General features: G+C 70.7%; 12 protein-coding genes. 8 read left to right on the top strand and 4 right to left on the bottom strand.

The window, feature by feature from the left end; translation table 11 throughout:
* The first annotated feature begins 77 nt into the window (after window positions 1-77).
* Entirely contained in the window at window positions 78-1,361 is a 1,284-nt protein-coding gene (locus BDD16_RS01685) for a hemolysin family protein (RefSeq protein WP_310732764.1), read from the top strand.
* Window positions 1,358-2,095, top strand: a complete 738-nt coding sequence (locus BDD16_RS01680) for a SapC family protein (protein ID WP_179632334.1) — start codon at window positions 1,358-1,360, stop codon at window positions 2,093-2,095. The genes BDD16_RS01685 and BDD16_RS01680 overlap by 4 nt, the downstream gene beginning before the upstream one ends.
* Here the strand turns inward: BDD16_RS01680 and BDD16_RS01675 are convergent.
* Window positions 2,089-4,146, bottom strand: coding sequence for a S8 family peptidase (locus BDD16_RS01675; RefSeq protein WP_179632333.1), 2,058 nt, complete (start codon window positions 4,144-4,146; stop codon window positions 2,089-2,091). The two genes, BDD16_RS01680 and BDD16_RS01675, sit on opposite strands and share 7 nt — an antisense overlap.
* Before the next feature lie 310 nt (window positions 4,147-4,456).
* On the opposite strand from BDD16_RS01675, the gene BDD16_RS01670 reads away from it, so the two are divergent.
* From BDD16_RS01670 to recD, 4 genes are read left to right on the top strand one after another with little or no spacing between them, the layout of a single operon-like run.
* On the top strand, window positions 4,457-5,182 hold the full coding sequence (locus BDD16_RS01670; protein ID WP_179635951.1) for a helix-turn-helix transcriptional regulator: 726 nt from the start codon (window positions 4,457-4,459) through the stop codon (window positions 5,180-5,182).
* A 37-nt stretch (window positions 5,183-5,219) separates the two neighbouring features.
* Window positions 5,220-8,918 carry an exodeoxyribonuclease V subunit gamma gene (gene recC, locus BDD16_RS01665; RefSeq protein WP_179632332.1) on the top strand — a complete coding sequence of 1,233 codons (3,699 nt, stop codon included), beginning with the start codon at window positions 5,220-5,222 and terminating at the stop codon, window positions 8,916-8,918.
* A complete protein-coding gene (recB, locus tag BDD16_RS01660) occupies window positions 8,911-12,762 on the top strand; it encodes an exodeoxyribonuclease V subunit beta (protein WP_179632331.1) in 3,852 nt (1,283 codons plus the stop codon). Before recC ends, recB begins: the two co-directional genes overlap by 8 nt.
* Window positions 12,762-15,065: an exodeoxyribonuclease V subunit alpha gene (recD, locus tag BDD16_RS01655; RefSeq protein WP_179632330.1), complete on the top strand. Its 2,304-nt coding sequence runs from the start codon at window positions 12,762-12,764 to the stop codon at window positions 15,063-15,065. Before recB ends, recD begins: the two co-directional genes overlap by 1 nt.
* A 3-nt stretch (window positions 15,066-15,068) precedes the next feature.
* Here recD and BDD16_RS01650 read toward each other — a convergent pair whose 3' ends face one another.
* From BDD16_RS01650 to BDD16_RS22775, 3 genes are all read right to left on the bottom strand, one after another.
* Window positions 15,069-17,570, bottom strand: coding sequence for a cytochrome c peroxidase (locus BDD16_RS01650; protein ID WP_179632329.1), 2,502 nt, complete (start codon window positions 17,568-17,570; stop codon window positions 15,069-15,071).
* 160 nt (window positions 17,571-17,730) lie between these two features.
* Window positions 17,731-20,823 (bottom strand): efflux RND transporter permease subunit, encoded by a 3,093-nt coding sequence (locus tag BDD16_RS01645; protein ID WP_179632328.1) that lies wholly within the window; start codon window positions 20,821-20,823, stop codon window positions 17,731-17,733.
* Window positions 20,820-22,070, bottom strand: a complete 1,251-nt coding sequence (locus BDD16_RS22775; RefSeq protein WP_218897656.1) for an efflux RND transporter periplasmic adaptor subunit — start codon at window positions 22,068-22,070, stop codon at window positions 20,820-20,822. Before BDD16_RS22775 ends, BDD16_RS01645 begins: the two co-directional genes overlap by 4 nt.
* A 238-nt stretch (window positions 22,071-22,308) precedes the next feature.
* Between BDD16_RS22775 and BDD16_RS01640 the strand changes: the two genes are divergently transcribed.
* On the top strand, window positions 22,309-23,466 hold the full coding sequence (locus BDD16_RS01640) for a methyl-accepting chemotaxis protein (protein ID WP_218897655.1): 1,158 nt from the start codon (window positions 22,309-22,311) through the stop codon (window positions 23,464-23,466).
* Window positions 23,467-23,504: 38 nt separating this feature from the next.
* On the top strand, window positions 23,505-23,876 hold the full coding sequence (locus tag BDD16_RS01635) for a response regulator (RefSeq protein ID WP_179632326.1): 372 nt from the start codon (window positions 23,505-23,507) through the stop codon (window positions 23,874-23,876).
* Window positions 23,877-23,880: the final 4 nt, after the last annotated feature.

Here is a 23,880-nt window from a genome sequence, read left to right as displayed (position 1 = left end):
ACGCTCTTCGCGCCTCAACTGCCGGCGCGAACACTGTTTCGTGCCCTCTATGGACCTAGGACCTAGCTCTTCTCTTTGTGCTGATCGTGATCAACGGCGTCTTCGCCATGTCGGAGATGTCCCTGACGGCCAGCCGGAAGGCGCGGCTGCAGGTGATGGCCGAGACCGGCGATGCTGGTGCCCGTGCCGCGCTCGCCCTGCACGACAGTCCCACGCAGTTTCTTTCCACGGTCCAGATCGGCATCACCTCGATCGGCGTGCTCAACGGTATCGTGGGCGAGGCTGCCTTTTCCGGGCCCGTGTCGGCCTGGTTGCTGGCGCACCTGCCGATGGAGGCCACCGTGGCCGATGTGCTGGGCACCGGCCTGGTCGTCGCGCTGATCACCTTCATGACGATCATCTTCGGCGAACTCGTGCCCAAGCGCGTCGGCCAGATGTACCCCGAGACGGTGGCCACGCTGGTGGCTCGCCCGATGCGCGGCCTGTCGGTCGCGGCCGGCCCGTTCGTCAAGCTGCTGGCCGGCACCACGCAGGCGGTGCTCAGCCTGATGGGCGTGCGCGAAAGCACCAACCGGGGCGTGACCGAAGAGGAAATCGCGGCCAGTCTCGAAGAGGGCCTGGACGCGGGCGTGATCGAGGCACACGAGCACCAGATGGTGCGCAACGTGTTCCGCCTGGACGACCGCCAGATCGGCTCGATGATGATTCCGCGCGGCGACATCGCCTGGCTGGAGGTCGCGGCCAGCCGCGAGGAGATCCTGGCCGGGCTGACCGAGCATGGCCATTCGCGCTACCCGGTCTGCCGCGGCGGGCTGGACGAGGTGCTGGGCGTCGTGACGGCGCACCAGCTGCTGATGCAGCTCGCCGCCAGCCGCGAAATCTCGCTGACCGACTCGATGCAGCCGCCCGTGTTCGTGCCGGAAACGCTGTCGGGCATGGAACTGCTGGAGCATTTCCGTGGTTCGCCCGTGCAGATGGTGTTCGTGGTGGACGAGTACGGCGTGGTGCAGGGCGTGATCACGCTGCGCGACGTGCTGGAAGCCATCACCGGCGAGTTCACGCCCCACCTGGCCGAGGACGCCTGGGCGGTGCAGCGCGAGGATGGTTCGTGGCTGGTGGACGGCATGATCCCGGTGCCCGAACTCAAGGACCGCCTCGGCCTGAAACAGCTCCCCGACGAGGACCGTGGCCGCTACAACACGCTGGCCGGCATGGTGATGCTCCTGCTGGGCCGTCTGCCGCAGACCACCGACGCGGTGGAATGGGCCGGCTGGCGCTTCGAGGTGGTCGACCTCGACGGCAAGCGCGTGGACAAGGTGCTGGCCAGCCGCCTCCGTGAAGAAGAAGGAAGTTCCGAATGAACCCCAGTCCCTCCGTGCTCTACCGCCAGCCGGTCGTCGTGACCCGCGAGCAGCATGCCGGCCACCGTGTGGCGCCTGTGCGCGACTGGCGCGTCGCGCAAGGCCTGAACGCCGTGCCCGTGACCGCCATCGAATTCATCGAAGCGGCGCGCGAGTTCCCGATCGCCTTCGTGCCGGCAGGCCAGGATGCACAGGGCCGCGTGCAGGTGTCGCCCGTGGTCCTGCTGGGCCTGCGCGAAGGCGAGAACCTGTTCGTCGGCCCCGCCGGCGAATGGCAGGCGACCTACCTGCCGGCCTTCCTGCGCCGCTATCCCTTTGCCTATGCCGCCACGGACGAGGGCACGCTGAACCTGGTGGTCGATGCGGCCTGGCCGGGTTTCGGTGGTGCGTCGGGCGACGAAGTGCTGGACGCAGCCGGCGAGCCGACACCGGTGTTGCAGGCCGTGCTCCAGCTGCTCGACAACTTCGAGCGCGAGACGGTGCGCACCCGCGTGCTGTGCGACCGGCTGGTCGCGCTGGACCTGCTGCGCGGCGGCGAGATCCAGGGCGCGCTGCCCGACGGCCAGCCGCTCAGCGCGGGTGGCTTCTACATGATCGACGAAGCCCGGCTGGCGACGCTGCCGGACGAGGCGGTGATCGAGCTGCACCGCCTCGGCCTGCTGGGCCTGATCCACGCCCACCGGGTGTCGATGGGCCACGTGCAGACGCTGGCGCGCCGGCTCGGCGTTCAGTGACCGGTTGAGCCCGCGCGGCGGCGGCTCCAGGCGAGCAAGGCCACCACGGCGGCCAGTCCCGCCAGCCAGCCGCCGTTCACCGCACCGCCGCCGTCGGACGCCATGGCGTCATTGGCATCCGGTCCGCAGGCTGCGGCCGGTACCGGGCCTGTGCGCAGCACGGCGGCACTGCGGCTGGTGGCGCCACTGCTGTCGGTGACGGTCAGCTCCACCATCGCCAGCCCGCTGCCCAGTGCGTTCAGCACGGCGGTGCTGCCGGTCGTGCTGCCGCTGAATCCGGCCAGGGTCGTGCCATCGGTGATGCGCCACTGGTAGCCGGTGACGGTGCGTCCGGCCCCGGTGCTGGAGCCGCGGGCATCCAGCGTCACGCTGCCGTTCATGGCCACCCGCGTGCTGCCGTCGCCCAGACGGGCGACGAGGGACGTGCCAGCGGCGGCGCGCACGGCGGCACCGGCGTCCAGCATGCCGGCACCGCAGGTCGCGGTCGTGCAGTGGCATTCGATCTGCGAGACGGTGGTGTCGGTGCTGCACGCCGGGGCTGTGGCACCAGCGGGGCGTGCCGGGAACGCCCGGGCTGTCGACTGGAGCAGGCTCTGCACCTGCGTGGGCGTGAGCGTGGGCTGGGCCGACAGCATCAAGGCGACCGTGCCGGACACCAGCGGGGCCGAGAAGCTGGTGCCCAGGCCCTGGGTGCTGCTGCCCGTCGTGTAGCCGGGGCACTCCGGGCCGGTGCGGCCGGTGTTGATGGTGCTCAGGATGGGGTACAGGCATTCTCCGGTCGCGTTGACGCAGTTGCCCGCCGGTGCCGCGATGGCGACCTCGCTGCCCAGGCTGGAGAAGCCGCTCTTGTCCCCCGCGTGGCGCAGGCCACCGACGGCGATGATGCCCGCGCAGTTGGCCGGCATGTTGACGGCACCGTTGTCGTTGCCGGCGGAGGCGATGACGACGACACCTTTCTGCCGCAGTTCGCTGATTGCGTCCAGATAGAGCCTGGCGATACCGGGTCGGGTGGGATCTGCACCGGCGATGCAGGACCCCGTTTCGCCCAGGCTCATGTTGATGACCCGCGCCGGGGTCGGGTTGTCGGGCACGCCGTCGACGTGCAGCCCGCCTGCCCAGCGCATGCCGGCGACGATGTCGGCGTCGTAGCCGCCACACTTGCCCAGCACGCGCACGGGCAGCACCCGCACATGGCGCCCCATGCCGGCCATGCCAGTGGCATTGTTGGTGGCGGCACCGACGAGGCCGGCCACCTGGGTGCCGTGCCAGGAGCTGTCCTGGACGCCGCAGCCGCCGAAGGTCGGCGAAGTGGCGTTTTCGGACTCGGTGATCCAGTCGCCCGGGTCGGTCGGGTTGGCGTCGCGGCCGTCGCCATCGTTGGAGGTGATGGCTTCGCTGACGAAGTCGTGGCCGGCGAGCAGCTTGCCGTCCAGGTCCGGGTGGTTGAAGCGCACGCCGCTGTCGAGCACGGCGACGACGATGTCGGCCCGACCGGTCGTGAGTGCCCAGGCCGATTCGGCGTTCACGGACGAGACCACCGCCGCGTTCGGCGCCTGCAGGTACCACTGACCGGCCGCGGGGCTGACGCCCGGTCCGCCAGCGAAGAGCGGATCGCTCACCACGGCCGCATGCGCGCGGCGTCTGCGGTCTTCGACCACGTACTCGACCTGCGGGTCCGCCGCCAGCGCCTGCATCAGACGGGCGTTGCTCAGGCCGGTCGCGCGGATCACCTGGGTGTCGGCGGAAACGGCCGGACCATCGCCGAGCTGGAGCCCGACACGCTGGCCGAGTGCCTGGGCGCTGCGGGGCTCGGTGACGGTGGTGCTGCCGACGGTGGCGGTGGCGGACAAGGCGCTGACCTGCCGGGTCGTGCGGAACTTGACGATCACCCGGGCCTCGCCGGCGGGCGTGCCGGTCAGGTCCGGGCGGGCCGGCGGGGTGGCCTCGTGCCCGGTGGCAGCGATCGGTCCTGCACCGCAGACGAACGCCAGGGCGGTCAGGGCCGTGCGCAGGCGGCGCAGCGGCGAGGGGAGGCAGGTCTGGCGTGTCATGGTCGGTCGATCGTGAACGTCGCGCGAGTGTAGGCCGCCCTGTTGTCGGCCATGTTGCCCGCTTCTGAATGTCCACCCGTGCGTGTGCGGACGGTGTGCGTCAAGCCCTGCTCCCCGGGAGTGCGTAGTGCGCGGGGTGGTGGTTGCCGGGGTGGTTTGTCCCCTGAACACGGGGTTCTTGCATGCTGAAACATGGTGACTCCACCGCTACCATCAGGCTCAATTGTTGAGCCAGGATTCCATGCGGCGCATGAATCCGGCGTTTTGAGGCGGGTTTTTCGACCAATGCCCACGAGGGGGAACCATGACCATGGAACGCACCGAACGTTTCTGCAAGATCGAGATGCTCATCCGCAGCCGCGGCTGCGTGAGCTTCGCCGATCTGATGACCGAGCTGGCCGTCTCGCGCGCCACGCTCAAGCGGGATCTGGACCACCTGCGCACCCGCATGGATGCCGCGATCGTCTACGACCGCGACCGCAACGGCTACCGCTTCGAGACCGTGGGCCGCAATGGCCGGCGCAGCTTCATGGCCGAATCACCGGGCGTCTGGTTCAACGAGCGCGAGATCCACGCCCTGCTGACCATGCACCAGCTGCTCGACGGTCTGGGGGTCAATGGCAGCATGAGCCGCCATCTGCAGCCCCTGCTCGACAAGCTCCACGGCATGCTCGGCACCAGCGAGACGGTGGCGCGCGAACTGACCCGCCGCGTGCGCGTGGTGGCCCCGGTGCACCGGCCGGTGCGCGGCCGGCATTTCGAGCGGCTGGCCAGCGCGGTGCTGGAGCGCCGCCGGCTGCGGCTCACGGTCGATGGCGACGACGGTGGGCGGGAGCGGGACCGGGTCGTCTCGCCGATGCGGCTGGTGCATGAAGACGGCGTCTGGTTCCTCGACAGCTGGGACCACGACCACGAGGGGCTGTGCCGCATCCCGCTACCCAGCGTGCGCAGCGTGGAGCGGCTGGACCTGCGCGCCAAGGAAGTCTCGATGCGTGCCGTCGAGACCGAACTCGACAGCGCGCTGCACCGCGCCTGAACCTGCCGCCGCAGGGGCGTGGGCGATACTGCCGCCCATGCCCGAGACTGAAAGAAACCGCTCCCCGATCACGCCCGGCCTGCTGGTGCTGCACGGCAACCGGCTGGAGCTGCTGCAGGAAGCCGTCTTCGCCTGGCTGGAGCGCCACCCGCTCGACCCGCTGGAGCAGGACGTGCTGCTGGTGCAGAGCAACGGCATCGCCGAGTGGATGAAGATGTCGCTGGCCCGGCGCAGTGGCGTGTGCGCGGCGACCCGGGTCGAGCTGCCGGCGCGTTTCCTCTGGCGCCTGTACCGCGCGATGCTCGGCCGCGACGGGGCGCCGGCCCGCTCGCCGCTCGACAAGGCGCCGCTGACCTGGCGGCTGATGCAGGCGTTGCCGCAGTGGATCGACGAACCCGGCTTCGAGCCGCTGGCGCAGTTCCTGTCCGCCTCGCCCGCAGCTGATGGTACGCACGACCTCGGCCGCCGCCTGCAGCTCGCCGAGCGGCTGGCCGACCTCTACGACCAGTACCAGCTCTACCGCGCCGACTGGCTCGACGCCTGGGGCCGCGGCCGCGAGCACCTCATCCGCGGCAACGGCGTCACCGAGCCGCTGCCCGATGACCAGCGCTGGCAGGCCCGGCTGTGGCACCGGCTGGTCGAGGGGCTGGATGCCGCCGGTCGCCGCGCGGTGCGCAGCGATGTGCACCGGCGCTTCGTCGAGGCGGTGGACGCCGGCGAGGCGCCGCGCCAGCCGCTGCCGCGCCGCGTCGTGCTGTTCGGCCACAGCCACCTGCCGTGGCAGACGCTGCAGGCGCTGGCGGCGCTGGCGCAGCGGGCGCAGGTGCTGCTGGCGGTGCCGAATCCCTGCCAGTTCCACTGGGCTGACATCATCGACGGCCGCGAACTGCTGCGCGCTCCGCGCCAGCGCCACGGCCACCGCCGCGGCATCGACCTCGGCGCCGTGCCGCTGGACCAGGCGCATGGCCAGTCGCACCCGTTGCTGGCCGCCTGGGGCCGCCAGGGGCGCGACTTCATCCGCCTGCTTGACGCCTTCGACGACGCGGAAACCGCGCGCCAGCGTTTCCAGATCCCGCGCATCGACCTGTTCGACGAGGGCAACGGCGACACCTTGCTGGCCCAGGTGCAGAGCGCCGTCCGCGACGGCCTGCCGATGGACGAGCTGACGGCGCGCGTGCAGGCCGGCCCACCGCTGGCCGCAGACGACCGCTCGATCGTCTTCCAGATCGCCCACAGCGCGATGCGCGAGGTCGAGGTGCTGCACGACCAGCTGCTGCACCTGCTGGCGCACCCGGGCGCCACGCCACTGGCGCCGCGCGACATCGTCGTCATGCTGCCGGACATCGAGCCCTACGCGCCAATCATCCACGCCGTCTTCGGCCAGCACGGCCTGCACGACGCCCGCCACATCCCCTACGAGATCGCCGACCTGCGCCAGCGCGGACGCCAGCCGCTGCTGATGGCGGTGGAGTGGCTGCTGCGCGTGACCGAGCAGCGTTGCACCGCCAGCGAGCTGCGCGACCTGCTCGACGTGCCCGCACTCGCCCGGCGCTTCGGCCTGCACGACGAGGACCGCGCGACCGCCGCCCGCTGGCTGGCCGGCGCCGGCGTGCGCTGGGGGCTGGACGCGGCGCAGCGCGACGGCCTCGGGCTGGGCGCGTGCGGTGAGCAGAACACGGGGCTGTTCGGGCTGCGCCGGATGCTGCTGGGCTATGCCTGCGGGCGCTCGGACAGCAGCGGTGCGGGCTCCAGCGCCGAGCCACCGTGGCGCGCGATCGAGCCGTACGACGAGATCGGCGGACTGGACGCCGCGATCGCCGGCTCGCTGGCCGGGCTGATCGACGCGCTGCGCGTCTGGTGGCAGCAGGCGAGCGCGCCGGTGTCGCCCGCGCAGTGGTTCGCGCGCGGCCAGGCGCTGCTGCAGACCTTCCTCGACCCCGCCGACGAGGACGACCGCCTGATGCTGGCGTCGCTCGACGACGCGCTCGGCCGCTGGCTCGACGACTGCGAGGACGCCGGCTTCGACGCGCCGGTGACGCTGCCCGTGCTGCGCGAAGGCTGGTTGTCGGGCGTGGACGAACCGAGCCTGAACAGCCGCTTCCTCGGCGGCGGGGTGGTGTTCTGCACGCTGATGCCGATGCGGGCGATCCCGTTCGAGGTGGTCTGCCTGCTCGGCATGAACGACGGCGACTACCCGCGCCGCGCGCCGCGCAGCGACTTCGACCTGATGGCGCTGCCCGGCCAGCACCGCCCCGGCGACCGCGCCCGCCGCGACGACGACCGGATGCTGATGCTGGAGGCGCTGCTGTCGGCGCGGCGTGTGCTGTCCATCAGCTGGGCGGGCCGCAGCGTGCGCGACAACACCGCGCAGCCGCCGTCCGTGCTGGTGTCGCAGCTGCGCGACCACCTCGCCGCGGGCTGGGGGCCGGAGGTCGTGGACCGGCTGACGACCGAGCATCCGCTGCAGCCGTTCAGCCGGCGGTATTTCGAAGCCACTGGGGTGGGCGAGGGCGGCGCCTCCTTGTTCACCTACGCCCGCGAGTGGCGCGAGGCCCACGAAGCCGCATCTACCGCCACCCCCACCGCCGTCATTCCCGCGAAAGCGGGAACCCACTCAGGCGAGGCCGGTGGACGTTCGTGGGTTCCCGCTTTCGCGGGAATGACCGGTGGGGCTGCCGCGTTGTCCGTGGCCGAGCGCCAGGCCATGCTCCCGCTGACCCTGCGCCGCCTCGAGAACTTCCTCCTCAACCCCGTGAAGGACCACTTCCGCGAGCGCCTGGGCGTCGTCTTCCAGCCGCTTGACCTCGCCGTAGCAGACGACGAGCCCTTCGACCTGAACGCGCTCGACGAGACCCTGCTGCTGCGCGAGCTGCTGGAGTCGCCCGCGGACGAAGCGCCGACCACCATCGCCGCCTGCCGCGCCGATCTGCAGGTCCGCACCGAGCGGCTGGTGCGCCGCGGCGAGCTGCCCGTGGGCGGCATTGGCCAGCGCTGGCGCACCCAGTTTGTCCAGCAGAGTGCGCCGATGGCTTTGCAGTGGAACGCCTGGCGCCGCGAACTCTCCGAGCCGGCCAAGCCCCGGCAAGTCACCGCCGAGCTGGACGGCCTTACGCTGGACGACTGGCTCGACGAGCTGCGCCAGGCGCCGGGCAGCGACCGGCCGGTCTGGCTGACGCTGGACGCGCGCCGCCTGTGCCGCTTCGACAAGAAGAGCCAGACGCTGCAGCCGCTGGCGTACAAGCTGGTGCGGCCGTGGCTGCGCCTGCTGGTGGCGGGCGCCTGCGGCATCGACCTGGAGGCGCGCATCGTGGCGCGCGACGCTTTGCTGGTGCTGGTCGCGCCGCGCCGCGCGGTGGCGCAGGCGGTGCTGGACGACCTGCTCGATGTCTGGGAGCAGGGCATGTTGCGCCCGCTGGCGGTGGCCTGCCGCACCGCGCTGGCCTGGCTGGCCGCGCGCGAACAGTTCCCCGACCAGCCCGACAAGGCGGATGAGGCCGCCCGCACCTGCTTCGAGGGCGGCCACACCAGCCGCGGCGAGGTGCAGGACGCCGCGCTCGCCCGCCTGTTCCCCGACTGGGACACGCTGGCCGCCGACCCGAACTTCGCCCAATGGGCCGAGCGCCTCTACGAGCCCCTGCGTGCCTGGGCCGCCGATGTCGACCACGTCACCGTGCTGCCGCTGCCCGATGCCCACCCCGGTGCCGACGAGGACGACGAGGACGCCCGCCATGACTGAGTCTTCCGCCCACCTGCTCGACCCGCTGACCCTGCCGCTCGCGGGCAGCCGCCTGATCGAGGCCAGCGCTGGCACCGGCAAGACCTGGACCATCGCCGCGCTCTACCTGCGCCTCGTGCTCGGCCATGGCGACCACGGCGGGCGGCCCGCGCAGCCGCTCGGGCCCTCGCAGATCCTGGTGATGACCTTCACCCGCGCCGCCACGCGCGAGCTGTCGGACCGCATCCGCGCCCGGCTGATCGAGGCGGCGCAGTACTTTCGCGGCGCGGCCGAGCCGGCGCCGCACGACCATTTCCTGCACGACCTGATCGCCGACCACGGCGACGACCCGGCCAGCGAGGTCCGCTCGCAGGCCGCCTACCGCCTCGCGCTCGCCGCCGAGGCGATGGACGAGGCGGCGGTCCACACCATCGACGCCTGGTGCCAGCGCATGCTGCGCGAACACGCCTTCGACAGCGGTAACCTCTTCAATGAGGAGCTGGTCGCCGACGAGGCCGAGCTGCTGGCGCAGGCGGTGCACGATGTCTGGCGCCGCGAGGTCTACCCGCTGGACACCGCGCCGCTGGAGGCGCTGCTGGGGGTGTGGCCTTCGGTGGCGGCGATGCAACTGCAGGTGCAGCCGCTGCTCCACCAGACCGAGCTGCTCGGCCCGGACCCGCAGCCCCGCGCCACGCTGCAGGACTGGCTGCCGGCCTGGGTCGGCGAACGCCGCGCGACGCTGGCTGCGCTCAAAACCGGCTGGGTGGACAAGGCGCGGCGCATCGCCGGCTGGATCAACGCCCAGCAGCAGGGCGGCGCGAACCCCTTCAACGGCAACCTGCTGCGCGCCAGCTCGCTCGACGCGTGGATCGAGCAGATCGTCGCCTGGGCGGAGGATCCGGCGGCGGACTCGCTGGTCCTGTTGCCCGACACCGGCCGCACCCGCCTGACGCCGGACGGCATCGTCAAGGCCTGCAAGAAGGGCTGCCGGCTGCCGCCGCTGCCCCCCGAGTTCGCCGAGTTCGAGGCCCTGCAGCAGACGCTCGACACGCTGGAGCCGCTGGCGCCGCGCCTGCTGCAGCACGCCACCCACCGCGTCGCCCACCGGCTCGACCAGCTCAAGCGCCGCGGCGCCCGCTTCGGGTTCGCCGACCTGCAGGCGCGGCTCGACCAGGCCCTGTCGCCGGATGCGGGCGAGGCCGGCGAGCGCCTGCGCCAGCGCATCCTGGCGCAGTACCCGGTCGCGCTGATCGACGAGTTCCAGGACACCTCGCCGCTGCAGTACCGCCTGTTCGACCGCCTGTACCGCGTCGCCGAGCACGACCTGTCCACCGCGCTGCTGCTGATCGGCGACCCGAAGCAGTCGATCTACGGCTTCCGCGGCGCCGACATCTACAGCTACCTGCAGGTGCGCCACGCCACCGCCGGTCGCCACCACGTCCTCGGCACCAACTACCGCTCGACGCAGGCGCTGATCGGTGCAGTCAACACGGTGTTCGCGCAGGCCGAGCGGCGCTGGTCGGGCGGCGCCTTCGCGTTCGACAAGGGCGGACCGCTGGCGCTGCCCTTCGAGCCGGTGGAGGCGAAAGGGCGGGGCGAGGTGTTCGTCCGCGGCGAACGCGCCGTGCCGGCGCTGACCGCCCGCGCGCTCGACAGCGTGCTGCCGCAGCGCTCGCTCACCGACGCGCTGGCGCAGCACGCCGCCGAGCAACTGGTGGACTGGCTGAACGACGACACCGTGGGGTTCCGCCGCCAGGACGGCGGCTGGCAGCGGCTGGCGCCGGGGCATGTCGCGGTGCTGGTGCGCAGCCGCAAGGAGGCCGACGCCGTGCGGCTGGCGCTGCGGCGGCGCGGCGTGGCCTCGGTGTATCTGTCGGACCAGGATTCGGTGTTCGCGTCGGCCGAGGCGACGGACCTGCTGCGCTGGCTGCAGGCGGTGGCCGATCCGCTGAATGCGCCATTGGCCCGTGCCGCCTACGCCACCGCGACCGCTGGTCTGGACCTGACCGAGCTGGCCCGGCTGGTAACCGATGAAGAGGCTTGGGACGAACGGCTCGCGCAGCTGCAGCGCCTGCGCAGCGTCTGGCAGCGGCAGGGCGTGCTGACGCTGGTGCGGCAGACGCTGCATGCGCTGGACCTGCCGGCGCGCTGGCTCGGCGCGACGGACGCGCCGCCGGACGGCGAGCGCCGGCTGACCAATCTGCTGCACCTGGGCGAGCTGTTGCAGGCCGCCGCCGCCCAGCTCGATGGCGAGCAGGCCCAGATCCGCTGGCTGTCCGAGCAGATCCACGGCGTCGGCGGCACGGGCGAGGAGCGCGTCGTGCGGCTGGAAAGCGACGCCGAGCTGGTGCAGGTGGTCACCGTCCACAAGTCCAAGGGGCTGGAGTACCCGGTGGTGTTCCTGCCGTTTGCGTCGTCCTGCCGCGAGGTGGACCGGCGCGGACGCCGCTTCATCACCTGGGTCGACCACGACGGCACCCGCGCGCTCGATTTCACCCTCGGCGACGACGCGATGGCCTCGGCCGAGCGCGAGCGGCTGCGCGAGGATCTGCGCCTGCTCTACGTCGCGCTGACGCGGGCGCGGCATGCGCTGTGGCTGGGGGTGGGTTTCCTGAAGACGGGCAGCAAGGGCGGCAACAAGCTGGACCGCAGCGCGCTGGGCTACCTGCTCGGCGGCGGGCAGGGCGAGCTGTCGCCGGCGCTGGCGCTGGAGCGGCTGAACGACTGGGCCGGCGCGGACGGCGAGGCGCTGCCCGGCAGCGTGTCGGTCGAGACCCTGCCCACGCGCCCCGGCTACACCCGGCTGCGGCGCGCGGTGGCGCCGGTCGCGCTGGCCGAGGCGCCGCGTTACCAGGCGAGCTTCGACCGCCGCTGGAGTGTGGGCAGTTTCTCCGCGCTGGTGCGTGATCTGCGGGATGCGCGCGAGGCGGATGGGGACCGTCTGCTCCCTGCGTCCTCGTGGGCCGTCGATCCGGCGCGGGACGAGCAGTTGCGCGAGGAATGGCTGGCGGATCTGGCGGCCCGGTCCGCGGCCGGCGGTGGCGACGATGGCGGCGTCTTTCCGCTGACCTCGGCGCCCGCGGTGCAAGCCGATGCCGCGTGGCACCGTTTCCCCAAGGGCGCGCTGGCCGGCAACTTCCTGCACGAGCTGCTGCAGTGGCTGGCCGAGGAGGGCTTCGACCGCTGGGACACCCCGGCGGTGCAGACCCTGGTCCGCCGCCGCTGCGAGCGCCACGGCCACACCGACCGCGCCGACGAGGTGCTGGCGTGGATGGGCGCGGTCTTGCACACGCCGCTGCCGGCGCTGGCGGGCGCGTCGCTGTCCGGGATCGGCGCCGTGCTGCCCGAGATGGAGTTCTGGATGCCGAGTGCCGCGCTGCACAGCGACGCCATCGACCGCGTCTGCCGCACGCACCTGCTGCCCGGACAGGCGCGGCCGGCGCTGGTGCCGCGGACGCTGCAGGGCCTGCTGATGGGCTTCGCCGATCTGGTGTTCGAGCACGACGGGCGCTGGTGGGTGCTGGACTACAAGTCCAACCACCTCGGCGATGGCGACGCCGACTACCACGCCGCCGCGCTCGACGCCGCCATGCTCGCGCACCGCTACGACCTGCAGGCGGCGCTCTACCTGCTCGCCTTGCACCGCCTGCTGCGCCAGCGCCTCGGCGCCGACTACGACCCCGCGCAGCACCTGGGCGGCGCGGTCTACCTGTTCCTGCGCGGCGTGCGTGGGCCGCAGGCGGGCTGCGTGGTGGTGCCGGCGCCGCTGGTGCTGCTCGACGCGCTGGAGGCGTGTCTGGACGACGAGACCACCGAGCCCGATGCCGTTGCCGACGCCGACCTTGACCCGATGGTGAACCCCTGATGCCGCAGTCCTTTCCGCCCGAGCCCGAGCAGTACGACTTCGGTTTCGACGCCGATCCGATGGATGGCCTTGATCCGGAAGATCCTGGGCCTGATGGATACACCGCAGCCGCTGTCACGCGCAGCGCGACCGACGTGACCGACGAGACCGACGAGACCGACGAGACCGACGAGACCGGTTTGCAGACCGGCCCGCTGACCGCCACCGAGCTGCTCGCCGAACTCGACCGCTGGTGCGACGCCGGCTGGCTGCGCCGGCTGGACGTTGCGCTGGCGCGCTGGCTGTCGGCCGAACTGCCGGACGCCGCGCCTGAGCTGCTGCTCTGCGCCGCCTTGCTCGCCCAGCGCGAGAGCCGCGGCCATACCTGCATCGCGCTGGACGAACTGCTGCACCAGCGCCGCCCAGACGTGATCGCCCGCCCCGACGACGACGCCTGGCTCGACGGCCCCGCTGCCGCCCGTGCCGCGCTGGCGGCCACCTTGCAGCGTCTGTCGCCCGACAGCGCTGACTGGCTGAACCACCTGCAAACCAGCGCCGCCGTGGACGAGGGCACCGCCGCAGCGAGCGGACAAGCGCCACTCGTCCTGGAAAACGAAGCCGACGGCGCACGCCTCTACCTGCGCCGCCACTGGCGCGACGAACAGTCCGTCGCCGCCGCCGTCCTCGCCCGCACCGAGACCGGCACCCCCCCCACCCCCCGTCATCCCCGCGCAAGCGGGGACCCACGCCCGCAAGACCCGCTCCCCGCCCCCCCCACCGTCCGCCACTGGCTCGACCAGCTCTTCGGCCCCCCTGCGCCGACCACCGACCCCACCGCCCCCGACTGGCAACGCATCGCCTGCGCCATGGCCCTCCTGCGCGGCCAGCTCGCCCTGATCACCGGCGGCCCCGGCACCGGCAAGACCTACACCGTCGCCCGCCTGCTGGCATTGCTGTTCGCGCTGCACCCGGCGCCCGAGACGCTGCGCATCGCACTCGCCGCCCCGACCGGCAAGGCCGCCGCCCGCCTGAAACAGTCGATCGACCAGGCCCTCGGCCAGCTCGGCGCCGCGCTGCCCGGCGTGCTCGACTGGGCGCTGCTCGCCAACCGTTTGAAGGAAGCCCTGACGCTGCACCGCCTGCTCGGCGCCCGCCCCGACACCCGCGCGCTGCGCCACGACGCCCGCCATCCGCTGGACGTCGACCTGCTGGTGGTGGACGAGGCCTCGATGGTCCACCTGGAGATGATGGCCGCGCTGCTGGCGGCGCTGCCCGCGCGGGCGCGGCTGGTGCTGCTGGGCGACAAGGACCAGCTCGCTTCGGTGGAGGCGGGAGCAGTGCTCGGCGACCTCTGCGGACAAGCCGAGCGCGGCCAGTACGACGCCGACAGCGTGGCCTGGATCGCGGCCTGCACGGGCAACACGGTGCCGCCCGCGCTGCGCCATGTCCCCGGCACGCCGCTGCCCGCGCTCGCGCAGCAGACGGTGATGCTGCGCGAGAGCCGGCGCTTTCAGGGGGCCATCGGCGAGCTGGCCAAGGCGGTCAACGCGGGCGATGTGCGCGCAGCGGATGCGGTGTTCCGCCGCCGCGATCCCGCCGTGCAGCGCCTGGCGCTGACCGAGGCGCAGGCCTTGCCCGCCGTGCTGGGGCTGGCGCTGCAGGGTCGCGACGGCGCGCCGATCGGCTATGACCTCTACCTGGCGGCGCTGCGGCAACGGCCGCCCGCTGGCGATGCCGTGGCGCACCAGGCCTGGGTCGTGCGTGTCGTGCGGGCCTTCGAGCGTGTGCGGCTGCTGTGCGCCTTGCGCGAAGGCGACTGGGGCGTGACCGGCCTGAACGCCCGCATCGAGACCCACCTGCGCAGCCGCGGCGCCATCGCCCGCCACGGCGAGTGGTACGCCGGCCGGCCGGTGATGATCACGCGCAACGACGCCGCGCTCGGCGTCTACAACGGCGATGTGGGCGTGGCGCTGCCGGGCGTGGAGGGCGGGGCTAGCCTGCGGGTCTGGCTGCTGGAAGGGGAGGGCCAGCCGCCGCGCTCGGTGATGGCGAGCCGGCTGGCGGCGATCGAGACCGCCTTTGCGATGACGGTGCACAAGTCGCAGGGCTCGGAGTTCGAGCACGTCGCGCTGGTGCTGCCGCCGCACCTGAACCCGGTGCTGACGCGCGAGTTGGTCTACACCGGCATCACACGTGCGAAAGCCGCGTTCACGCTGGTGGCGCCAGACCCCGCGGTGTGGGCCCAGGCGCTGCAGCGGCGAACGCGGCGGGCGAGCGGGCTGCCCGGACTGTTGCTGTCCGGAGCGCGCCCGCCAGGCGCCTGATCGTCAGATCGGCGTCACGCGGAAGAGCTGGTTCGTCTTCGCGCTGGAGCAGCTCTGCTGGGTGGCCTTGTTGCCCAGCAGCAGGTCCGGCGTCAGCTCGACGCACAGGTTGCTGGAGCGGTTGCGCAGCAGCGTGTAGCCGTTGCCCAGGTCCTCCAGACGCCAGTGCTGCAGCGTCAGGCCGTTGTGCCCGCCGCTGGTGATCTTCAGCCCGGCCAGCTGGAGGGCCGAGCCCTGCACCAGCGAGCCGTTGTGCTGCATCACCAGCCGCATGCTGCCGTCCGCTTCCGGAATGATCTGGAAGCGCTGGCTGCTCGCGGTCGTGCAGCTCTTGCCTTGCAGATCGGCGGTCAGCAGCGTCAGCAGCGAGGTGTTCGGCGCCAGGCAGTTGCCGCCCGGGGTCTTGAGCTGCACGATCGGCTGGCCCGAGTGGTGCGTGTTCAGGAAGTTCGCCGGCGTGGCCGACTTGCTGTAGCCGGAGGCACCCACCGCAGGGATGGTCAGCACGCTGTCCACCGCCCGGCCGGTGCCATCGCTGGTCACGGCACTGGTCGAGCCGGCATGGCCGTTGGCGACCATCAGCTGCGGGTGGTCGAACGGTGCGGCGTGGAAGCGCACGCGGTCGTCGGTCAGCGACTTCATGAACTCGACCAGTGCGGTCTTCTCGTCCGTGCTCAGACCCAGGTTGGTGATGTCCGCGTCCAGATCGTTGATGTTCTGGTCGTGGAAATTGCCGCCGCGGTTGTAGAACTCGACCACCTGGTGCAGCGTGGCCGCGCCGCCATTGTGGAAGTACGGACCTGTCAGCTCGACGTTGCGCAGCGTGGGCGTCTTGAACATGCCGTTGACAGCGATGCGCTCGGTCGGCGAGACGGTCAGGTTCGGGTTGATGCCGACCAGCTCCTTGACACGGGTGTTGCTGATCTGGGCCAGGGCCGAGATCGCCAGCGGGTTGCCGAACGGATCCTTGCCGCCCGCGCCCAGGTCATCCAGCGTCGGCCGCACGCCGATGTTGTAGAAGCCCTCGTCGTAGACCGCCGTGCCGCCGTTGCCCATGACCATGCGGGCCATCGGGGTGGCGAGCATCTTGCGCACGCTGGCATTGGTGAACTCCGCACCGCCGTGGCAGGAGGCGCACTTGCCCTTGCCGAAGAAGACGCCCATGCCCTGCTGCGCGCGGGTGGACAGCGCCGACGAGTTGCCGCCCATGAAGCGGTCGAACGGGGCGTCATCCGAGACCAGCGTGGCCTGGTAGAGCTGCAGCGCCAGCCCGAAGAACAGGCTGAAGTTGTGCTGCATCTGGGTGTACTGGCTGGCCGTGGGGGCCGACACCATGGTGGTCAGCCCCTTGGAACCATCCGGGTTCACCTGGATCAGCTGGTCGCTGTTCCACCATTCCGGCCGGAAGGCCTTCTTCACCATCGCGGCGTAGTTGGCTTCGCTCAGGCCGAGACCCGAGGTGTGGCGGCGCGCGGCCAGCACGCTGTCGGTGGTGCTGACCTGCTGGCCCTGCAGCGGACGCAGGTAGAGCATCTTCTTGCCGACATCCGGGAACGAGCGGCCATGGGCGCTCATCTCGAAGTCGCTGCCCGGCGGGCCGGAGGCCTGCGAGGCGAGGCTGGCGTTGTCGATGCGGACCTGGGTGGGCTGCATCGACCAGGTCGAGCCGCTCAGGATGTTCTTGTAGATGCGCGCGTTCGGGTCGCGCAGGCCGAAGGGGTTGACGCCGTTGAAGACGTACTCGGCACGGCCGTCCCAGAAGTTGCGGAAATTGAAGACCGCATTGATGACGGTGGGCGTGTTGCGCGGCTCGACGCGGCGCGTGTTGACGCTGCCGACGCGGAAGACCGGGTCGGCCAGCAACTGGCGCTGCTCGGTGGTGGAGCCGTACCAGGTGGCGAAGGCATCCTGCGGGTACGTGCCGTTGGTGAAGGGCAGCATGTAGGCGCCGGGCAGCAGCGTGCCGATCACGCCCAGGAACTGCTCGTTGAACACGCCCTGGGACGACGCCACGTCGTTGATCGAACTCAGCACCGACGAGTTGCGGTTGTTGACGTCAGCGAGCTTGTGGAACGGGAAGTCGTCGAGCTTGAACTGGTAGTTCACGCCGCCGAGCTGGAAGGTGGTGTCCGGGTTCGGCGACGTCAGCGACGCCATGCGGTTCAGGCCGGGCGAGAGCTGGTTCTTGCCGCGGCTGTCGGCACCGGCGCTGAAGTGGCACGAGGCGCAGGCGGTCTTGCCGTCGCTGCCCACCTGCATGTCCCAGAACAGCGCCTTGCCCAGCGCGATGGCCTCGCTCTTGTTGAGCACGAACTCGCCGAGATTGGACGGTTCAGGGCGCGGCACGCCCTTGAGCGACTGCGGCGTCGCTGCCGGCTCGACGGTCACCTGCGCCTGGACGGCATCACCGAGCGCCAGGATGCTGCCGAGGGCGCTGACGCCGATGCCCAGCTGGACCAGGCGGGTTCGGCGCGAGGGGGATCCTGGGTGTTTTGCGTTGGTCAAAGGCTCTCTCCTTGAAGTAAACGATCCGTTACCAAGTGTAAATTAACGATACAAATGTATCGGTGAGAGTTAACCAGAGTGCGTCGCGAACAGCCTCCCTTGTTTGAATGGAACAACGGCCACCGAATGGGTGGCCGTTGCGGACGGGGTCATTCCGGTGTCAGACGGGCTGGTTGCCGATCTTCGGATCGATGATCGGACCGCGGCCGCTCCAGCGGTCGAGCGTCAGGTAGATCACCGGCGTGATGTAGAGCGTGACCGCCTGCGACACGATCAGCCCGCCGACCACCGCCAGGCCCAGCGGCTGGCGCAACTCGGCCCCCGCGCCCAGCCCGAGCGCGATCGGCAGCGCGCCCATCAGCGCGGCCAGCGTCGTCATCACGATCGGCCGCAGCCGCAGCAGGCCCGCCTGGCGGATGGCCTCCTGCGGCGCCATGCCCTGGTGGCGCTGCGCCTCCAGGGCGAAGTCGATCATCATGATCGCGTTCTTCTTGACGATGCCGATCAGCATCAGCAGGCCGATGGTGGCGATCACCGTCAGGTCCATGCCGAACAGCGTCAGCGTGGCCAGCGCGCCCACCGCGGCCGACGGCAGGCCGGCCAGGATGGTGATCGGGTGGATGAAGCTCTCGTAGAGCACGCCCAGCAGCAGGTAGATCACCAGGATCGCCAGCCCGAGTAGCACGAGCTGGCCGGACTGCGAGTCCTGGAACACTGCGGCGTCGCCGCCGTAGGTGCCGATCAGCGTGCTGGGCATCTGCAGCTCGCGCACGTAGCCGTCGAGCTTCGCCGTCGCTGTGCCGAGCGGGACATCCGGCGCCAGGTTGAAGCTCAGCGTCACCGCCTGCAGCTGGCCCTGGTGGTTCACTGCCGTCGGGCCGATGGTGCGCTGCACGGTGGCGAACGCGCTCAGCGGCACCAGTGCGCCGGTCTTGCTGCGCAGCGAGATCTTGTCGAACGCGTTCTCGAACTGCTTGTCGCCCTCGGCCGCCTCCATCAGTACCTGGTAGGTGTTGCTGGGCGCGTAGATGGTCGAGACCTGCCGCTCGCCGAAAGCGCTGTAGAGGGCACTGCGCAGATCGGACATCGACACGCCGAGCAGCGCGGCCTTGTCACGGTCGATCTGCAGGCTGGCCTGCAGGCCGCGCTGCTGCGAGTCGCTGGTGATGTCGCGGAACAGCGGGTCGTCGCGCAGCTTGCCCTGCAGCTTGCCAGCCCACTCGTTGAGCGAGTCGGCGCTCACGCTCTGCAGCGTGTACTGGTAGCGGCTCTTGCTCTGGCGCCCGCCGAGCTGCAGGTTCTGCACCGGGCGCATGAAGACCTGCACGCCGGGGAAGCCGCGGGTCTTCTTGCGCAGGTTGTCGACCACCTGGGTCATGGGCGGGCGCTCGCCGCGCGGATGCAGCGTGACGAACAGGCGGCCGGTGTTCTGGGTCGAGCCACCGCCGCCGCCCGTGAACGAGGTGACCGCGCGGATGGCCGGGTCCTTCTGGAAGATGCCCGCGATCTGGGCCTGCACCTTGAGCATGGCCTCGAAGGAGATGTCTTCCGACGCCTCGATCGTCACCTGCAGCTGCCCGATGTCCTCCTCGGGGAAGAAGCCCTTGGGGATCTGCACGAACAGCACCGCGGTGGCCACGAAGGTGCCCAGCGCGAACAGCAGCACCACCCAGCGGTGTGACAGTGCCCAGTCGAGCGTGCGGCCGTAGAAGCGCAGCACGGCGTCGAAGCCGCGCTCGAACCAGCGGCCGAGCGCGGTTTCCTCCTGCGGTGCATGGTGGCGCAGGAAGCGGCTGGCCAGCATCGGCACCAGCGTCAGCGACACGACGGCCGACACCAGGATCGACAGCCCGACGACCACCGCGAACTCGTGGAACAGCAGCCCGATCACGCCCGGCATGAAGAAGATCGGGATCAGCACCGCCACCAGCGAGACCGAGATCGACACGATGGTGAAGGCCATCTCGCGGGCGCCCTTGATCGCGGCCTCGAAGGGCGCCATGCCGTCCTCGATGTGGCGGACGATGTTCTCCAGCATCACGATCGCGTCATCGACCACCAGGCCGACGGCCAGCGTGATGCCCAGCAGCGAGACGTTGTCCAGGCTGTAGCCGCCCGCGTAGAGCAGCGAGAGCGCGCCGATCAGCGACACCGGCAGCGACAGCGCCGGGATCACGGTCGCCGCCACCCGGCGCAGGAAGATGAAGATCACCAGCACCACCAGCACCACCGTCAGCCCGAGCGTGAGGTTGACGTCGTGCAGGGCCTCGCGGATCGACAGCGAGCGGTCGTTGGTCGGCGTCAGGCGGATGGAGGCGGGCAGCTGGGTCTCGAAGCGCGGCAGCATCGCCTTGACGCGGTCGACCACCTCGACGGTGTTGGCATCCGGCTGGCGCTGCACGGCCAGCGTGATCGACGGCTCGCCGTTGAAGCTGGCGAAGGTCTTGGCGGTCTCGACGCTGTCCTGCACCTCGGCCACCTCGCGCAGCCGGATCGGTGCGCCGTTGCGGGTGGCCACGATCAGGTTGCCGAACTCGCGCGCGCTGGCGAGCTGGCGGTTGGCGACGATGGTGAGCGTCTGGCGCGGGCCGTCGAGCGTGCCCACCGGCGAGTTGGCATTGGCGCCGGACAGGGCCGCGCGCAGCTCGTCGAGCGTCAGGCCGCGCTGGGCCAGCGTCTCGGGCTTGACGCGGATGCGCACCGCAAACCGCTTCTGGCCGAAGATCGACACCTGTGCGACGCCGTTGATGGTGGACAGGCTCGGCGCGATCAGGTTCTCGGCGAACTCGTTCAGGTCCGACATCGACATCGACGGCGAGGTCATGGCCAGCAGCAGCACCGGCGCATCGGCCGGATTGACCTTGCGGTAGGACGGCGGCGAGCTCATGTCCGCGGGCAGCGTGCGCTGCGCGCGGAACAGGGCGGCCTGCACGTCGACCGCAGCGGCATCGATGTTGCGGCTGCTCTCGAATTCCAGCGTGATCGCGCTGCGGCCGAGGGTGTTGGTCGAGCTGATCGTGGCCAGGCCGGCGATGGTCGAGAACTGCTTTTCCAGCGGCAGCGCGACCGAGCTGGCCATCGTGTCCGGACTCGCGCCCGGCAGATCGGCGGTGACCTGCACCACCGGCGTGTTGTAGCTCGGCAGCGCGGCAACCGGGATCTTGCCCAGCGCCACCAGCCCGGCGAGCACGATGGCCAGGTTCAGCAGCACCGTCATCACCGGACGGCGGATGAATTGTTCGGTCAGTCTCATCGAGAGGCTCCGCTCGCCGCAGCCGGCGCTGCACCTGCCGCGCTCGCCCCCTTGCCGCCGCCCATCGGCGCTTCCTTGACGGGCGTGCCGGGGCGCAGGTTCTGCTTGCCTTCGACGACGACCTTCTCGCCTGCGGTGACGCCTTCGACCACCACCTGCTCGCCCAGCGGCTGGCGCAGCTGGACCGGCTTCATCCGGGCCTTGCCGTCGGCATCGACCACGTAGACCGAGCGCTCGTTGCCGCGCACGATCACGGCGGCCTGCGGAATGACGATGGCATCCTGGATCGTGCGCAGCGTCAGCTTGACCGTGACGTACTGGCCGGGCCAGAACTGCCGGCCCTCGTTGACCAGCTTGCCCTTGACGCGGATGGTGCCGGTGGTGGCGTCCACGCCGCTGTCGATGAAGCTCACGTTGCCGGGCAGCGCCGCCGCAGGCTGGCTGCGCCGCTCGCCGGGCAGTTGCACGGTCAGCGGCACGCCACCGTCCTTCGCCAGTTCCCTGTCGGCCTTGCGCAGCAGGCCGAGCTGGGCCTCCGGCAGCGTGAAGCTCACGCCGATCGGGTCCAGCTGCGTCAGTGTGACCAGCGCTGCACCGCCGGGCTGGACCAGACTGCCCCGGACAACATTGACGGCCCCGGCCCGGCCGCTCATCGGGGCCTTGAGCACGTTGTTGCTCAGCGCGACCTCGATCGACTGCACGCCCGCCACGCTGGCCCGAATGGCTGCCAGCTGCGCATCCAGCTGCGTCTGCAGGGTGTCGACGGCATTGCGGGCGATGAAGTTCTGCTCGAACAGCTCCTTCGCGCGGGCGAGCTGGCGTTCGAGATCCGCCTGCGTGGCCTTGTCCTTGGCGAGCTGCGCGCGGGCCTTGTCCAGGTTCGCCCGGTCAGCACGGTCATCGAGCTTGAACAGGATGGCGCCGCGCTTGATCGGCTGACCCTCTTCCACGTTCACCTCGGTGACGATGCCCGTCGCCAGAGGGCGGATCTCGACGCTGTCGAGGGCCACCACGCTGCCGGCCGCCTCGATCGAGACGGGGACGTCGCGCTGCTGCGCGAGGGCGATGCCGACGGTCTGCGGTCCGCCCCGCGCTCCACCTGCGGGAGCCGACGCACCGCCGGAGGCCGATCCCGCGGCCATCGGCGCGCTGGCGGCATCTGCCGCAGGGGATTTCTTGAGCCACCAATACGCTCCGCCGGCGGCACCGGCAACGATCAGGATGGTCGCGATTGTTCTTGTCTTCATGTCTCTTCCAGCCAGGGAGCGGCGCGCAAGGGGGCACGGGCGCAAGCGGTGTGCAATCTATCACCGGAACGTTAAGGATGTGTCAAGGGTTCTACGGACACGGACGGACGCAGCGGTCGGCTCAAGCCTGGTTCACCTTCTGCCGATACCGATCTGCATGGTCGCGGTGCGGTTGCCTGGCGTTCGCGACATCGCCATTTGCTGGCCTGTGCCAGCCGTCCGCTCTCCGGTTGTTGCCATGACCAGATCGACTGCCCATCCAGACCTGGCCGTTGTCCGCCACGTGACCTCGCGCCGCGGGACGATCGCGCTCGCGCTGCTGGTCAGCGTGATCGCGGCCCTGCCGTTGCTGGTCCGCGTCGATGCCGTGACCGCCGGATCGGCGGGCACGGTCACGGGCATCGCCGTCTGGTGCGCCTGGCAGCGCCTGCGTTCCGGTCGGTTGATCGGGGACGACGCCACGCGGGCAGAGGCTGCATCGGCCGTGCCGCACACGCCGCTGGTCCGGCTGCTGCTGGGGGTGCTGCCCGTGTGGCGCCAGCACGTGGTCACCGCCCGGACGCAGGTCGACGATGCCGTGGCGAATCTGGTCACCAATTTCTCGTCCATCGCGGAAGAGTTCGAGGCCGCAGGTTTCAAGGGCATGTCCGGACTGGCGGGCCCGGACACCTCCACGGACCTGCTGGCGCTGTGCGAGCGCGACCTGCACCAGGTCATTGCCGCGATGCACGAGATCACCCGCAACAAGGAGTCCATGGCCGCGAGCCTGCAGGAGCTGTCGCAGGCGACCGAGGACCTGCGCGCCATGGCGCAAGGCGTGGCACAGATCGCCGCGCAGACCAACCTGCTCGCCATCAACGCCGCGATCGAGGCTGCACATGCCGGCGACAGCGGCCGCGGCTTTGCCGTCGTGGCCAAGGAGATCCGCAACCTGTCGCAGATGTCGGCGCAGACGGCCACGCAGATCACCGAGCGCATCGCGCGGGTCAACACCGTCATGTCCGACACCTCGACCGTGGTGGCCCGGACCGCCACCGAGGAACGCAACGCCATCGACCGATCCAGCGGGGTGGTGAGCGAGGTGCTGACCCACATGCGCACCCTCAGTGGCGAGTCGCACGCCATGCGGGAACGGGGCAACGTCATCCGCAGCAATGTCGAAGGTCTCCTGGTCAGCCTGCAGTTCCAGGACCGCGTGAGCCAGATGATCGGGGTCCTCGAACAGGAGATGGTCCGCCTGCGCGACCAGATCGACAGCGGCCAGCCTCCGCCCACGGCCGAGCAGTGGCTGGACGATCTGCAGCGCCGCTACACCATGCACGAGCAGCGCCACAACCACACGTCGACATCGGCGTCGGCGTCCGCTCCGCCCGCCGGCCAGGTGCTCTTCTTCTGATTCCGGCGCTGGCGCCCACCTCCACAGGAACCTCCTCCATGGCCAAGACCGTACTCGTGGTCGATGACTCCAGCTCCCTGCGCGCCCTGGTGAGACTTGCGCTCACCCGGGCCGGCTACACCGTGATCGAAGGCGCCGATGGCAAGGAGGCGCTGACCCGGCTGGACCAGGCCGGCAAGGTCCACCTGATCATCAGCGACGTGAACATGCCCAACATGGATGGCATCACCTTCCTGCGCCAGGTGAAGCTGCACCCCCGGCACAAGTTCATCCCGGTGATCATGCTGACCACCGAAACCGAGCAGGCCAGGATGCAGCAGGCCAAGGCCGCCGGTGCACGCGCCTGGCTGGTCAAGCCGTTCCATCCACCGGCGCTGCTGGACGCCGTGTCCCAGCTGGCCGCGGCCTAGGAGC

The organism is Sphaerotilus montanus, assembly GCF_013410775.1.
Lineage (GTDB): Bacteria > Pseudomonadota > Gammaproteobacteria > Burkholderiales > Burkholderiaceae_C > Sphaerotilus > Sphaerotilus montanus.
Note: the sequence above shows the minus strand (reverse complement) of the source record. Positions and strands in the feature narration are given on the sequence as shown.

Excerpts from the sequence above, each read along its gene's own strand:
- recB (WP_179632331.1), top strand. The coding sequence starts at position 8,911 with ATGACTGAGTCTTCCGCCCACCTGCTCGACCCGCTGACCCTGCCGCTC.
- BDD16_RS01645 (WP_179632328.1), bottom strand. The coding sequence starts at position 20,823 with ATGAGACTGACCGAACAATTCATCCGCCGTCCGGTGATGACGGTGCTG.
- BDD16_RS22775 (WP_218897656.1), bottom strand. The coding sequence starts at position 22,070 with ATGAAGACAAGAACAATCGCGACCATCCTGATCGTTGCCGGTGCCGCC.
- recD (WP_179632330.1), top strand. The coding sequence starts at position 12,762 with ATGCCGCAGTCCTTTCCGCCCGAGCCCGAGCAGTACGACTTCGGTTTC.
- recC (WP_179632332.1), top strand. The coding sequence starts at position 5,220 with ATGCCCGAGACTGAAAGAAACCGCTCCCCGATCACGCCCGGCCTGCTG.
- BDD16_RS01680 (WP_179632334.1), top strand. The coding sequence starts at position 1,358 with ATGAACCCCAGTCCCTCCGTGCTCTACCGCCAGCCGGTCGTCGTGACC.
- BDD16_RS01670 (WP_179635951.1), top strand. The coding sequence starts at position 4,457 with ATGGAACGCACCGAACGTTTCTGCAAGATCGAGATGCTCATCCGCAGC.
- BDD16_RS01635 (WP_179632326.1), top strand. The coding sequence starts at position 23,505 with ATGGCCAAGACCGTACTCGTGGTCGATGACTCCAGCTCCCTGCGCGCC.
- BDD16_RS01675 (WP_179632333.1), bottom strand. The coding sequence starts at position 4,146 with ATGACACGCCAGACCTGCCTCCCCTCGCCGCTGCGCCGCCTGCGCACG.
- BDD16_RS01640 (WP_218897655.1), top strand. The coding sequence starts at position 22,309 with ATGACCAGATCGACTGCCCATCCAGACCTGGCCGTTGTCCGCCACGTG.